At 45.6% G+C, this 13125-nt stretch carries 14 protein-coding genes and 1 riboswitch; of the genes, 4 read left to right on the plus strand and 10 right to left on the minus strand.

The window, feature by feature from the left end:
* Positions 1-146 precede the first annotated feature (146 nt).
* The 9 genes from EDC16_RS03595 to purM form a co-directional block, all read right to left on the minus strand.
* Positions 147-1004 (minus strand): PhnE/PtxC family ABC transporter permease, encoded by an 858-nt coding sequence (locus EDC16_RS03595; RefSeq protein WP_132965506.1) that lies wholly within the window; start codon positions 1002-1004, stop codon positions 147-149.
* Positions 1004-1777 (minus strand): PhnE/PtxC family ABC transporter permease, encoded by a 774-nt coding sequence (locus tag EDC16_RS03600; RefSeq protein ID WP_132965508.1) that lies wholly within the window; start codon positions 1775-1777, stop codon positions 1004-1006. The genes EDC16_RS03595 and EDC16_RS03600 overlap by 1 nt, the downstream gene beginning before the upstream one ends.
* A gap of 6 nt (positions 1778-1783) precedes the next feature.
* Complete coding sequence (locus tag EDC16_RS03605; protein ID WP_132965511.1) at positions 1784-2533, minus strand: phosphonate ABC transporter ATP-binding protein; 750 nt, start codon at positions 2531-2533, stop codon at positions 1784-1786.
* 61 nt (positions 2534-2594) lie between these two features.
* Positions 2595-3464 (minus strand): putative selenate ABC transporter substrate-binding protein, encoded by an 870-nt coding sequence (locus tag EDC16_RS03610; protein ID WP_132965513.1) that lies wholly within the window; start codon positions 3462-3464, stop codon positions 2595-2597.
* Positions 3465-3604: 140 nt separating this feature from the next.
* Positions 3605-4426, minus strand: coding sequence for a bis(5'-nucleosyl)-tetraphosphatase (symmetrical) ApaH (gene apaH, locus EDC16_RS03615; RefSeq protein ID WP_132965515.1), 822 nt, complete (start codon positions 4424-4426; stop codon positions 3605-3607).
* A gap of 10 nt (positions 4427-4436) precedes the next feature.
* Positions 4437-5282 carry a 16S rRNA (adenine(1518)-N(6)/adenine(1519)-N(6))-dimethyltransferase RsmA gene (rsmA, locus tag EDC16_RS03620; protein ID WP_132965517.1) on the minus strand — a complete coding sequence of 282 codons (846 nt, stop codon included), beginning with the start codon at positions 5280-5282 and terminating at the stop codon, positions 4437-4439.
* 106 nt (positions 5283-5388) lie between these two features.
* On the minus strand, positions 5389-6342 hold the full coding sequence (locus EDC16_RS03625; protein ID WP_132965519.1) for a peptidylprolyl isomerase: 954 nt from the start codon (positions 6340-6342) through the stop codon (positions 5389-5391).
* 149 nt (positions 6343-6491) lie between these two features.
* Positions 6492-7130, minus strand: a complete 639-nt coding sequence (gene purN / locus EDC16_RS03630; RefSeq protein WP_132965521.1) for a phosphoribosylglycinamide formyltransferase — start codon at positions 7128-7130, stop codon at positions 6492-6494.
* An 11-nt stretch (positions 7131-7141) separates the two neighbouring features.
* Positions 7142-8185, minus strand: coding sequence for a phosphoribosylformylglycinamidine cyclo-ligase (purM, locus tag EDC16_RS03635; RefSeq protein ID WP_232517300.1), 1044 nt, complete (start codon positions 8183-8185; stop codon positions 7142-7144).
* Between the two features lie 217 nt (positions 8186-8402).
* On the opposite strand from purM, the gene upp reads away from it, so the two are divergent.
* The 3 genes from upp (at position 8403) to hda (ending at position 11123) form a co-directional block, all read left to right on the plus strand.
* A complete protein-coding gene (gene upp / locus EDC16_RS03640; RefSeq protein ID WP_132965523.1) occupies positions 8403-9029 on the plus strand; it encodes a uracil phosphoribosyltransferase in 627 nt (208 codons plus the stop codon).
* Between the two features lie 46 nt (positions 9030-9075).
* The gene (locus tag EDC16_RS03645) at positions 9076-10338 is read left to right on the plus strand and encodes a uracil-xanthine permease family protein (protein ID WP_176551973.1); all 1263 of its coding nucleotides are present in this window, start codon (positions 9076-9078) and stop codon (positions 10336-10338) included.
* A gap of 65 nt (positions 10339-10403) precedes the next feature.
* Positions 10404-11123: a DnaA inactivator Hda gene (hda, locus tag EDC16_RS03650; RefSeq protein WP_132965525.1), complete on the plus strand. Its 720-nt coding sequence runs from the start codon at positions 10404-10406 to the stop codon at positions 11121-11123.
* On the opposite strand, the gene arsC is transcribed toward hda, so the two are convergent.
* Entirely contained in the window at positions 11118-11468 is a 351-nt protein-coding gene (gene arsC / locus EDC16_RS03655; protein WP_132965527.1) for an arsenate reductase (glutaredoxin), read from the minus strand. The two genes, hda and arsC, sit on opposite strands and share 6 nt — an antisense overlap.
* A gap of 158 nt (positions 11469-11626) precedes the next feature.
* Between arsC and EDC16_RS03660 the strand changes: the two genes are divergently transcribed.
* Positions 11627-12694, plus strand: a complete 1068-nt coding sequence (locus EDC16_RS03660) for an AI-2E family transporter (RefSeq protein WP_132965529.1) — start codon at positions 11627-11629, stop codon at positions 12692-12694.
* 210 nt (positions 12695-12904) lie between these two features.
* A riboswitch (TPP riboswitch) is annotated at positions 12905-13008 on the plus strand.
* The last annotated feature ends 117 nt before the right edge of the window (positions 13009-13125 follow it).

Consider the following 13125-nt stretch of genomic DNA (forward strand, 5'->3'; position numbering starts at 1 on the left):
TGCGGTTAAATAGAAAATGGGATATAGCATAGCCTAGAATGGCGCAGAATAACAGAATTTATTACGCTTGGTAGCTGCAAAACAGCGCAGGAACAGCAGAGAAAAAAACGCTGTAACAGCTCAAATTATAAACAAATTTTAACACCCTACTCTTTCGCCGCAAGATAACGCTTAGCCCAAGCCGATAAGAAATCGGTGGCATAGACTAGCAACAGATAGCACAGCAAATACAGCGTGATTTCGGAATAATGGAAAAAGCTCATGGCTAACTTAAATTGCATACCCAATCCGCTTGCCCCGACAAAACCCACAATTAATGTAGCACGAATAATATTTTCCATACGGTATAAAATATAATTTAAAAAGCTCGGCATAACGCTAGGATAAATGCCGTAAAACAAAATTTGTAGCGCTGAAGCCCCATTTTGGGCTAAATGACGAATTGGCTTTTCGTCCATGTCTTCGATGACTTCGCCACATAATTTACCTAATACGCCGAAGTTATGAATGGCAAGTGCAAGAGCGCCGGGCACAATGCCCGCTTTGAAAATAAAGACTAAAATCATCGCCCACATCAATTCGGGAACGGCACGGCTAAACAGAAAGAAAAAACGGCTAATATGATAGGCGACTTTGTGATACCAATGGGCTTGGAAACCCAATTTCCCCTGTGCCACATTGCGCGCGGAAGGCAACACGAAAATAAACATAGAAATCGCGGCAATGCCTGTGGCTAAAATGCTCATCACAAAGGTTTCCCAAGTCAGCACTAACGCTTTTTGCCACATTTCAGCATCAAGATAAGCCGGCGTTTCTTCGCCCACGCCTAACATACCTTCGATAAATTCCACTAAATAATCCCCGTTTTCTGCACGAAAGAGATCAAATAACGCATTAGGCTGATCTTTTAAAATATACAGCCAAGACCACACAATTAAGCCGAATACTGCCCAAAAAGAATACCTGATAAAATAGCGATCAACATGTTGTGATAATTTATCCATTATTTCACTCTCTTTCTCACCGCATAGCTCCAGCGATCAATCAACACAATTAAACCAACTAAGAAAATCAAAAAAGTCCAGACTTGATCGTATCTTAAATCTTGCAGGGAAAGCTGAATTTGCATGCCGATTCCGCCCAAGCCCACAAACGACAGCACGGAAGAGGAACGAATGGCACATTCTAGGCGGTACATGGTGTAACTTAGCATCATCGGCAAGGCTTGCGGTAAGTAGCCGTAGAACAATAATTGCAGCGGTGTTGCACCTGCTTGTTTTAATGCGGCGATGGGTTTATGCGGCACAGCTTGCAAGGTATCGGCAAAAATTTTGCCCAGATAGCCGGAATACGGAATTGCCAACGCAAATACCGCACCGATTGGGTTTAAGCCCACCGCGGCGACAAAAAACCATGCCCAAATCAGTTCGTGAATCGCGCGTAAAAACCCGAGAATGGCTCTTGCTACCGCCTGCAAAACGGTTGAGGGAATGAATACCCCTGAAGCAAAAATCGCTAAGAAAAATCCGCCAATTAATGCCAAGGAGAGCGTCAATAAAGCATAGGCAAAGGTGAGCAGGCTGGATTTGAATGCTAATGTTAATAATGCAACAGACAAATCAAGCTGAAGCAAGCTGGAAAATAGCCGTTGCAATGTTGCCCAACCGCCGGAATGCACGATGCCTTTTTCATTATCAATGGCAAATAGGCTGAACAAAAATGTCAGCAATAGAATCAGCGTTAAGAAATTACGCCGTTCATTCAGTGAGGCTTTCATCTTGTACTAATCCGTTTTTACTAATCCGTATAGTGCATTAAGTTGCTGTTGGCTGACTTGATTGGTTTGCAGATCAAAGACGATTTTGCCGTCTTTAATCCCAATCATGCGGTCAAAATAGGCTTTGGCATATTCCACCGAATGCATACTGGCAATCAGGGTTTTATGTTGTTCACGCACCAATTTGGTTAAAAGTGCCAACACATTTTGCGCATTCGCCGGATCAAGGGCGGAAACCGGCTCATCGGCTAAAATCAACATCGGGTTTTGCACCAATAAACGGGCGATAGCGACACGTTGCTGTTCACCACCGGATAATTCCGCGGTGGGTTGATTGATTTTTTCCGCCAATCCCACCGCACTTAGTGCTTGTTCGGCAATATGGCGTTGTTGCGGTTTAATCAGCGAGAGTAAAGATTGCCATAACCCCCAATGATTTAACCGCCCGGCTAACACATTATGCACCACTTCCAGTTGTTTCACTAAGTCGTATTGCTGATGTAACATACCGACTTTCTGTGCGTATGTTTTGTTATTGCGATAATCTTGAATATTTTTATGCTCAATGAATATTGCACCGCTCGAGAGTTCAACGGAACGCATAATCGCATTCATTAAGGTGGACTTACCCGAACCGCTTGGCCCCACTAAAGCAATAATTTCACCGGCCTGAACATTAAGCGAAATTTGGTCTAGCACCGTTTTTTGATTAAAGCGTTTAGACACATCGTGCAGGGAAAGAAGAGATGACGACATAAACAATCCTATGAGAAAAGGGTAATGGCATATTCTCGCTATGCCATTACCCGAGCGAATATTATTTAATTAACTTTAATTCTTTCGCCACTTTCTCAATGTCGTTGTAGTTGTCGTTATTGGTTGCGATAAATTTCTCCGCAGAAAGTAAATTCATCACCTCAGAACTTGCGCTATCGGCTTTTAATAATGCCGCTTTCACTTTTTGTTTGGTGCCTTCACCGAATTTTTTATCGACTAAATTGATGGTCCAGTTGTAATCGTAGTATTCAGGCGTGGTGTAGAATAACGCCACTTTGCTGCTGTCTACTTTGCCCTCTTTCACCATTTTGTCCCAATACTGCTTATTCACCGCACCGATTTGAACGCTGCCTGCTTCCACTAAACCATAAGTTTTATCATGTGAACCGCTGTAAGTCGGTTGGGCGTCTAAATCTTTTTCCGGATTAACTCCCGCTTCAGTTAAAAAGAAACGTGGCATTAAGTGGCCGGATGTGGAACTTTCGCTGCCGAAAGCTAAAGTGTGACCTTTCACATCCTTGATGTCTTTCACATTTTCAAGTGCGGTTTGTTTAATAAACACCGATTGGAATTTTTCATCTTGCGGACGTTGTGCGATAGCTTCAGAACCTGCTACTCGCGCACGAGCCTGCACGCCGGTTAAACCGCCGAACCAGACTAAATCAATTTCTCCACGACGAAACGCCGTCACCACCGCTGCATAATCCGTGACAGGGACATACTGCACTTCAAGCCCGGTTTCTTTGCTTAAATAATCCGCAAAGCTGTCAAATGAACGGGTCATTTCAGTGGCGTTATAATCAGGAATAGCACTAATTTTGAAGGTGGTGTTGGCAAACAACGTTGTCGGGTTAAGTAATACACTTAACGCCGTAAAACCCGTCGCAAAACTTGCAAACAGTTGTTTCATATTTCTCTCCAGATTTTGAAAGGTTGCTAAAATGGATTTAGCATTTTGAGATATTCATTTAGCAAAATGAACCTTGGAAAGATACGAGGTTTAAACTAAAAAAACAAGAGCTATTTTGCCATTGCTTACAGCCCCTAAAATTACTGGTAATTTTTCACTGCTCTTTGATAGAAAAACTGCTGATCTTCCCAGCGTAGCATGGTCATATAGTTGCCCCACACGCAGCCGGAATCCAGCGCATAAATCCCCTGTGGCATCGGCTCTCCGACCAAGCTTGCCCAATGCCCGAACAGAATCGGCTGTTGTTGATAGGTGGCGTTATCCAGTTTATACCACGGAAATAAATCCGACGGTGCGTCGGCTAACCTGGTTTTGCAGGCAAAATCCAAGCGGTGATCGGCATAGCAGAAACGCATACGGGTAAACACGTTGATAATATAGCGTAGCCGTTCAATGCCTTTGAGCTGTTTGCTCCAGCGATCCGGTTGTTCGCCATACATCTCCTTGATCAACGTGCGGTAGTCGCCCTGTTGCAGCACCGCTTCCACTTCCGCCGCACATTTTTTGGCACGGCGCAAACTCCAATCCGGGCTAATTCCTGCATGGCACATGATAAATCCATGCTTCGGATGTTGCCGCAGCAACGGTTGATGCCGCAACCAGTCAATCAGTTCTACGAAATCATCGGCGGCAAAAATCGCCTCAACCCGATCTCTTTTCTTAATAGATTTCAAGCCAAGTGCGGTGGCAATTAAATGAAGGTCATGATTGCCCAATACCGTTTTAGCGCTGTCACCCAACGCTTTAACAAAACGCAAGCACTCCAATGATTTATCGCCGCGCGCCACCAAATCACCGACCAGCCACAGCTCGTCCTGTTGCGGATCAAACCGCACTTTGTCTAACAGCAGTTGCAGTTCGTCAAAACACCCCTGCAAATCGCCGACGATATAAGTTGCCATTGCCTTCCGCCTATTGGTTTTCGTTGCTGATTGGTGCAGATTCCACTTGCGGTGGATTATCGGTTAGCCAATTGGCCAAATGGGCATAATCTGCAATTGACAAATTCTCGGCTCGCGCATTTTGATCCACCCCAAGTGCGGTCAACTGCTCACTGCTGAAAAGAGTAGCAAGCGCATTGCGCAAAGTTTTACGGCGTTGATTAAAGGCTTGGCTACAGACACGGTTGAGCCAATACAGATCTTTTACCGGATGCGGTAGCGTGACGTGCGGAATCAAACGCACCACCGCCGAATCCACTTTCGGTGCCGGTTTAAAGGCGCTCGGCGGCACTTCCAACACCGGCATCACTTGGCAAAAATACTGCGCCATGATGGTCAGCCGTCCGTAGGCTTTGCTGTTCGGACCAGCACACAGTCGCTTCACCACCTCTTTTTGCAACATAAAGTGCATATCTTGAATGCTGTCGTAGTAGTTAAATAGGTGAAACATCAGCGGGGTGGAGATATTGTAAGGTAAATTACCGAACACCCGCACTTTCTGCCCCGCTTGTTCACACAGCTGGCGGAAATCGACTTGCATCGCATCTTGTTCGATCACAGTCAGTTTTTGGTGTAAAAACGGGTGATGGCGTAAGCGTTCGGCCAGATCGCGATCCAGCTCGATTACGGTTAACTGATCCACCTGTTCAGCCACCGGTTCGGTCAAGGCGCCTAAACCGGGCCCAATTTCCACTAAGTATTGATCGCTTTGCGGATAAATCGCTGCAACAATCCCTTGGATCACTTGTTGATCATGCAAAAAATTCTGCCCGAAGCGCTTACGGGCGGTATGGCCTAAATGTTTTTTTGAGTTCATAAATCGTTTGTCTGTTGAATAAGAAAATTATGATTAAGTATAAAACAAAAATCCCGCTAAGTGCGGGATTTTCTCTTGATTTCTTTTGCCCTAAAGTGCGGTCAGCTTAATTCAATATCTTAATCTGGGCACGTTTGCGCAGCCCGCTGACCCAGTTTTTGGATTCTGCTTGAGCCTGCTTGTTGACAATCTGTTCATAGGCTTTTTGGCGATAGAAATCATCGGTTTTATCACCTTTGCGAGTATCTGTGACTTGTAAAATATGCCAGCCAAATTCCGTTTTAAACGGTTGCGTGATCGTACCAATTTTGCTGGTTCTCACCATTTTGGCAAATTCCGGTACATAATTTTCCGGGAAAGCAAAACCCAAATCGCCGCCTTTGTCACCGGAGAGATAGTCTTTGGAATTGGCTTTTGCTGCTGCTTCAAAGCTGGTTTTCTTCGCCAAAATATCGGCACGAATTTTGCTTAATTCCGCTTTCGCTTTGGCATCAGTCAGAATCGGATTGGTTTTTAACAAAATGTGACGCACCCGATATTCCGGCGCGGTATGTTTTTTCACAGCGCCACGCTTTTCCGCCTGTTTTTGCAAATCACTACCCAACGCTTCTACTTGCTCACGAGTGACATCAATGCTTTTACCGATATTTTGCTGACGAACTTCGTTCATCAACAATTGGTGCGCAATTTGATTACGGTATTCATGATAATTCACGCCCTGATAATCCAGTACGTCGAGCAGTTGCCCCCAAGTCAGGCCATTGCTGTCGGCAACACTTTGAAAGACTTTATCGACCTGTGCACTGCTGATTCGAACGCCGGATTCCTGAATAGCCTGCTGCACCAGAATATCATCGATAATCCCGTCCAAGGCTTTTTGACGATTCGCGGCATTATCGGCTTTTCTACCCAACTCTTTTTTAACCTGACTAGCCAGAATTGGGTAACCATTCACCGTAGCAACGACTTTTTCCGCCGCACTAGCCTGCAGGGGCATCAATATCGTGAACAATAATGCCAAACTAGAAATAAATTTACGATTAATACAAGTTAGTTTCATTGATACTTCCGTTTGTTTTAATTAAAACCTAAAAGCAAGATATATGCTTAGAGTTTAGTTTTGCAAAAAAATTCCAATTTCCTCAGATAATCCGCCACAATCGCTCAATTCTTCAGCAAATACCGAAAAACTGCTGCAACTTTGCACAATTAATCTGCCGCATAGCCATTTGTTGCTAACTGTTGCCCATCAAGATAGGCTTTTTCATCACGTAATTGCAGCCGTCCTTGCGCAAACCATGCGACCACTAACGGATAAATCCGCACTTCCTGCGCTTTCACCCGTTCAATAACCTCATCGAGGCTGTCATCGGCAAAAACCGGCACTTTCGCTTGCAATACGATTGCACCGGCATCCACCTCTTCATTGACAAAATGCACCGTGGTGCCGTGTTCGCCATCCCCTGCATCAATAGCGCGCTGGTAGGTGTTCAATCCCGGATATTTTGGCAACAGCGATGGGTGAATATTCAAAATTTTGCCGTTGAAACGCTGAATAAAAAGCGGTGTCAAAATTTTCATATAACCCGCCAGCACCACCAAATCGACCTGTTGCTGCTGCAAATAATCGGCAACCGCCATGTCCATACTTTGATTATCGGTATAGGTTTTGCGTAAAAAAGTGCGGTGTTCGATGCCGGCCTGCTGCGCCCGCTGTAAACCGTATGCTTGTGCGTTATTGCTGACTACGCTAACGATGTTACCCTTAATTCTGCCGCTAGCACAAGCATCGATCAATGCCTGTAAATTACTGCCTTCACCGGAAATCAAAACTGCAATTCTGATCATGTCGCCCTGCCTCATGCCGACATCACCACTTGTGCCGTTTCATCACCGACTAATGCTTCGATTTGACCGATCACCCAGACTTTTTCTCCAGCTTGCCGCAACAACGCAAGTGCGGTTTCCACATCTTTTTGTGGCAGCGCAATTACCATGCCCACCCCACAGTTAAACGTACGGTACATTTCATGCCGCTCGATATTGCCTTGCTGTTGCAACCAGTTAAATACGGCTGGCCACTGCCAGCTACTTTCTTGAATGTTGGCTTTGACGTGTGCCGGTAACACACGCGGAATATTTTCCCAGAAGCCACCGCCGGTTAAATGAGAAATAGCATGCACGTCAACGTGCTTAATCAGTTGTAAGACCGATTTGACATAAATCTTCGTCGGCGCCAACAGGTGTTCCGCCAACGGTTTGCCATCAAGTAATTCAGTCGCAGCGTCAGCGCCACTGACTTCTAACACTTTGCGAATCAGGGAATAACCATTAGAGTGCGGTCCGCTTGATGCTAAAGCAATCAAGCTATCACCGACTTTCACCTTACTGGCGTCAATAATTTCTTCTTTTTCCACCACACCAACACAGAATCCTGCCAAGTCGTAATCGCCTTGATGATACATGCCCGGCATTTCCGCCGTTTCACCACCGACCAACGCACAACCGGACTGTTCACAGCCGTCGGCAATGCCTTTAATCACATCCGCCGCTACATCAACATCCAGCTTGCCGGTCGCATAATAATCAAGAAAGAACAGCGGTTCTGCGCCCTGCACCACTAAATCGTTGACGCACATCGCCACCAAATCGATGCCAATGGTATCGTGTTTATGCAGATCAATCGCCAAACGCAATTTGGTACCGACCCCGTCGGTGCCGGAAACCAAAATCGGTTCTTTATATTTGCTCGGAATCGCACACAATGCACCAAAACCACCAAGCCCCCCCATCACTTCCGGACGACGAGTACGCTTTACATCCTCTTTGATTCTGCCAACCAAGTCATTGCCCGCATTAATATCCACACCGGCATCTTTATAACTTAATGAGTTTTTTTTCACGATACATTCCTGTTTAAATTGATCACAAAAGGCATATTCAGCAGCGTTCGGTAGTCGCATTTCACGCTTGTAAACGGTCATAATTGTAGCATGCCTGCCTATTTTTTGGCGATAGCTAATTTAGCGCTGATTGATGTTTGCTCTCAACACATAAAAAACTGTTAATTCGGCGCTCTATCTATTAAAATTTATCGGATCTAACTTCAAGGAGCCCAAAATGAAACTTGTCCAAGTGAAACATCCTCTTATTAAACATAAATTAGGCCTGATGCGTGCCGCAGAAATCAACACCAAAGATTTTCGTGAATTGGCAACCGAAGTCGGCAGTCTATTAACCTATGAAGCCACAGCAGATTTAGAAACCGAAAATGTGATTATCGACGGTTGGAACGGCCCGGTGGAAGTAGAGCGTATCAAAGGTAAAAAAGTGACCGTAGTGCCTATTTTACGCGCCGGATTAGGCATGATGGACGGTGTGTTGGAGCATATTCCAAGTGCGAGAATCAGTGTGGTTGGGATGTATCGTAACGAAGAGACATTGGAACCGGTGCCGTATTTTCAAAAACTGGCAGGTGATCTGGAAGAGCGGTTGGCAATTGTGGTCGATCCGATGTTGGCAACAGGCGGTTCCATGGTCGCGACAATTGACTTGTTGAAACAAAAAGGCTGCCAGCAGATTAAGGTATTAGTGCTGGTCGCTGCGCCGGAAGGGATTGCCGCCTTGGAGAAAGCCCACCCTGATGTCGAACTTTATACTGCTTCAGTGGACGATCATTTAAATGAACAAGGTTATATTATTCCGGGATTAGGTGATGCGGGAGATAAAATTTTCGGCACAAAATAATCGTCTGAACCGCACTTTATGATGACTTTAGCACGAGGAACCCATCATGCAAAATACCCTTCCGCATGGCGATGAAATGCCGGCTCAGAGCCTGCCAAAACAAGCATTTGTCGGGCTGCAAATGTTATTTGTCGCCTTCGGCGCCTTAGTTTTAGTACCGTTAATTGTGGGATTAGACAGCAATACCGCACTTTTAACCGCTGGCATCGGCACGTTGCTGTTCCAACTCTGCACACGACGCCAAGTGCCTATTTTCCTCGCTTCTTCTTTTGCTTTTATTGCGCCGATGCAATACGGCATCGCTACTTGGGGGCTTTCAGTCACCATGGGCGGCTTGATGTTCGCCGGTCTGGTGTATATTGCACTGAGCGGCTTAGTCAAACTCAAAGGTGCCGGAATTTTACAACGGGTCTTTCCACCCGTGGTTGTTGGTCCAATTATCATTATTATCGGCATGGGATTAGCGCCACTGGCGGTGAATATGGCGATTGGCAAAGGCGGTGACGGTTCACAGCTTTATTCATATCAACAAGCAATCCTGGTATCAATGGTAACTTTGATCACTACGTTGGTGGTGGCGGTGTTCGCCAAAGGGTTGATGAAATTGATTCCGATTATGCTGGGCATTACCGTCGGTTATATCTTGGCACTGTGTTTAGGTTTGGTTGATTTCACCCCAATTCAGCATGCCGCTTGGTTTAGTGTGCCGACCTTCACCACACCGGAATTCAAGCTTGAAGCCATTTTATATTTGTTGCCTATCGCTATCGCTCCGGCCATTGAACATGTCGGCGGAATTATGGCGATCAGCTCGGTCACAGGCAAAGACTTTCTGAAACAACCGGGGCTGCACCGCACTTTGCTTGGTGACGGGATTGCAACCTCTGCGGCGTCTTTCTTGGGGGGACCACCCAACACCACTTATGCTGAAGTGACTGGTGCAGTGATGCTGACCCGTAATTTCAACCCAAAAATCATGACTTGGGCGGCATGTTGGGCAATCGCAATTTCATTTTGTGGCAAAGTCGGCGCCTTTTTGGCAACGATCCCGACTGTTGTGATGGGCGGAATTATGATGTTAGTCTTCGGTTCAATTGCAGTGGTCGGCATGAGTACCCTGATTAAAGCACAAGTCAATGTGTCTGAACCCAGAAATCTGTGCATCATCTCGGTGGTGCTGACCTTCGGCATCGGCGGCATGATGTTGAATGTTGGGGAAGTTTCTTTAAAAGGTATCAGTTTGTGTGCTATCGTGGCAGTTATTATGAATTTGGTGTTGCCAAAAACCAAAGAAGACACCATCAACTAAAATGACATCAATGGCGGCGTAACCTGTTTGCGCCGCTTGCCATAGCGATAAGATGACGGACAGCAATGACAGCAGGTAATGTTTTGACTTCAGCAATCCAACTGACCTTACCCATTCAACAAGCAGACGATTTGACGCTGCAAAATTTCTATGGCGCCAATAATCCGCTGCTGTTGGACTCGCTGTCTCATGCGCTGCAACAACGTCAACAACAATTTTTTTACCTCTACGGCGAATCCGGTTGCGGCAAAAGCCATCTGCTAAAAGCCTGTTGTCATTTGCTGTTTGATCACGGCGGTCATGCCAGTTTTATCCCGCTGGAACAAACGAGCCTCTTTTCTCCGGACGTTCTAGACAATCTGGAAACCCAAGATCTGGTCTGCATCGACGATCTGCAAGCCATCTGCGGGCAACTCAAATGGGAAACCGCACTTTTTGATTTGTATAATCGAATTAAAGAACAGGGTAAAACGATTCTAATCTTAAGTGCTAACCAATCGCCGCGCCATCTGCCGATACAACTCAATGATCTGCGTTCCCGCTTGAGTTGGGGTGAAATCCATAAACTGCAACCACTGAACGAGCAGCAAAAATTAACAGCCCTGCAACAACGTGCTTATCAACGCGGTTTGGAACTGCCGGACGAAGTCGGGTTGTTTTTGTTAAAACGCCTTGAACGCGACAGTAAGAGCCTGTTCGATACACTGCAAAAACTCGATCAAGCCTCATTGCAAGCGCAACGCAAACTCACCATTCCTTTTGTGAAGCACTGTCTACAGTTATAAAATCGCTAAAATCTGTTCTAACGGTCGTGCAATTCTAGCTTGATCGCCGTTTATCACAATCGGGCGCTCCAGCAACGCCGGATTCTCAACTATGGCTTGCAACAACTCTGTTTGACTCAACTCGGTATTTGCCAAGCCCAATGTGCGGTACAGCTCATCATTAACCCGCATCATTTCACGCACGTCCGCTACACCGAGCTGCTGTGCCAACTGTTGTAATTCCGCCAAGGAATATGCTTTTTGTAAATACAGTTCAATCTCGATTTCCTGCCCTTGATTCTCTAAAAATGCCAATGTCTCACGACTTTTGGAACAACGTGGATTGTGTAAAATCTTAATGCTCATGCTCACCTCGCAAATGTAATAAATTGTTGATCCAAACTAGTTTTAATCTTTCATAAAGTCAATAACTTGTTATAATCAAAAAATCGCATTTAATTGAACAATATAGTCAACCGATTAGCCCTAACGATAAAAAATCAAATCAAACAGGAAAGCAATTTATGTGGGAAATGTTTCAAAAATGGTACAGACGGCGTTTTAGTGACCCGCAAGCGCTGGGGTTGTTTGCCATTCTTCTTTTCATCTTTGTCGCCATCTATTTTTTCAGCGATATTATCGCGCCACTGTTGATTGCGCTCGTCTTGGCTTATTTGCTTGAAGCGCCGATCAGGCTTTTATCAAACAAACTCAAATTACCGCGCCCGGTTTCTGTCAGCATTTCGTTACTGTTGTTTGCAGCCAGCATTATCTTTATTCTGGTGGTACTGCTGCCGCGTTTATGGACGCAAACCATCTCCTTAGCCCAGGATTTACCGACGATGATCAATCAGTTGCATCATTGGCTGCTGACTTTGCCGGAACATTATCCGGGGCTGATCGACTACCCGATGCTCGATTCGCTGTTCAGCAATCTACGCACCAAACTATTGGCATTCGGTGAATCGGCACTGCGTTACTCACTGTCTTCGTTGCTCAGTTTAGTGACCATTGGGATTTATGCTTTTTTAGTCCCGTTGATGGTGTTCTTTTTAGTAAAAGACAAACAAGTCTTGATTGAAGGTGTGCTACGTTTTATGCCACGCAACCGCACTTTGGCTTCGCAAGTCTGGCGTGAGATGCAAACCCAAATCTCCAACTACATTCGTGGCAAATTTCTCGAGATTATTGTTGTCGGCGCCATCACCTACGTGCTGTTGCTGTTTTTCGATTTGCGCTATCCGCTACTGTTGGCATTCGGTGTCGGTTTATCGGTGTTGGTGCCTTATGTTGGTGCAGTGTTAATCACCATTCCGATTATGCTGGTCGCATTGGTACAGTTTGGTATCACTCCAACCTTCTGGTATCTGATGTTGGGTTACATCATCATTCAGATTCTGGACGGCAACCTGCTGGTCCCGATTCTGTTCTCCGAAGCAGTGAATCTACACCCGTTAATCATCATCCTAGCCGTGTTGATCTTTGGTGGTTTGTGGGGCTTCTGGGGCGTATTTTTTGCCATTCCGTTGGCGACATTGGTTAAAGCGGTGGTTAATGCTTGGCCATCGAATGACGACGCCGAATCGGCTTAAACCCAGCAACAGCAAACAACTTGTTGTTCAAACGTTTGGTTATCTTTGATCATAAAAATCCGCACCTCAATCGTTTAGTTTTGTAATCTAGCTTTTGGGGTGCAGCTCAGGAACCGTACTTTGCTGTTTTTTCATTCTCCTTAAAACTTTACCCAAATCACATTTTCCGCTTTTGCCGCTTGTCGCCGCCGGTTATCTTGCTTATACTCGCCTCTCTTGTCGGAGTGCCAATCATGATTGGCTGAGACCGTAAATCGGGATCCGTGGAACCTGCTCGGGTTAAGACCTGCGAAGGGAACAAGTCAATCATCACCTTATTTTTCAAACCGATGATTTTCTCTGATCGCTAAACCGCACTTTGTTGCTGTTTCACATGCGACAATTGCCGTTTACCTGACTTCCACCCTTTTTCTTCACTCTGGACAAGCATT

Source organism: Testudinibacter aquarius (assembly GCF_004342725.1).
In the GTDB taxonomy this organism is placed as follows: domain Bacteria; phylum Pseudomonadota; class Gammaproteobacteria; order Enterobacterales; family Pasteurellaceae; genus Chelonobacter; species Chelonobacter aquarius.

What these genes read in the sequence shown, in the direction of transcription:
- EDC16_RS03610 (WP_132965513.1), bottom strand. Translation starts at nt 3,464, where the DNA reads ATGAAACAACTGTTTGCAAGTTTTGCGACGGGTTTTACGGCGTTAAGT.
- apaH (WP_132965515.1), bottom strand. Translation starts at nt 4,426, where the DNA reads ATGGCAACTTATATCGTCGGCGATTTGCAGGGGTGTTTTGACGAACTG.
- EDC16_RS03625 (WP_132965519.1), bottom strand. Translation starts at nt 6,342, where the DNA reads ATGAAACTAACTTGTATTAATCGTAAATTTATTTCTAGTTTGGCATTA.
- upp (WP_132965523.1), top strand. Translation starts at nt 8,403, where the DNA reads ATGAAACTTGTCCAAGTGAAACATCCTCTTATTAAACATAAATTAGGC.
- EDC16_RS03605 (WP_132965511.1), bottom strand. Translation starts at nt 2,533, where the DNA reads ATGTCGTCATCTCTTCTTTCCCTGCACGATGTGTCTAAACGCTTTAAT.
- hda (WP_132965525.1), top strand. Translation starts at nt 10,404, where the DNA reads ATGACAGCAGGTAATGTTTTGACTTCAGCAATCCAACTGACCTTACCC.
- arsC (WP_132965527.1), bottom strand. Translation starts at nt 11,468, where the DNA reads ATGAGCATTAAGATTTTACACAATCCACGTTGTTCCAAAAGTCGTGAG.
- EDC16_RS03660 (WP_132965529.1), top strand. Translation starts at nt 11,627, where the DNA reads ATGTGGGAAATGTTTCAAAAATGGTACAGACGGCGTTTTAGTGACCCG.
- EDC16_RS03645 (WP_176551973.1), top strand. Translation starts at nt 9,076, where the DNA reads ATGCAAAATACCCTTCCGCATGGCGATGAAATGCCGGCTCAGAGCCTG.
- purN (WP_132965521.1), bottom strand. Translation starts at nt 7,130, where the DNA reads ATGATCAGAATTGCAGTTTTGATTTCCGGTGAAGGCAGTAATTTACAG.
- rsmA (WP_132965517.1), bottom strand. Translation starts at nt 5,282, where the DNA reads ATGAACTCAAAAAAACATTTAGGCCATACCGCCCGTAAGCGCTTCGGG.
- EDC16_RS03600 (WP_132965508.1), bottom strand. Translation starts at nt 1,777, where the DNA reads ATGAAAGCCTCACTGAATGAACGGCGTAATTTCTTAACGCTGATTCTA.
- EDC16_RS03595 (WP_132965506.1), bottom strand. Translation starts at nt 1,004, where the DNA reads ATGGATAAATTATCACAACATGTTGATCGCTATTTTATCAGGTATTCT.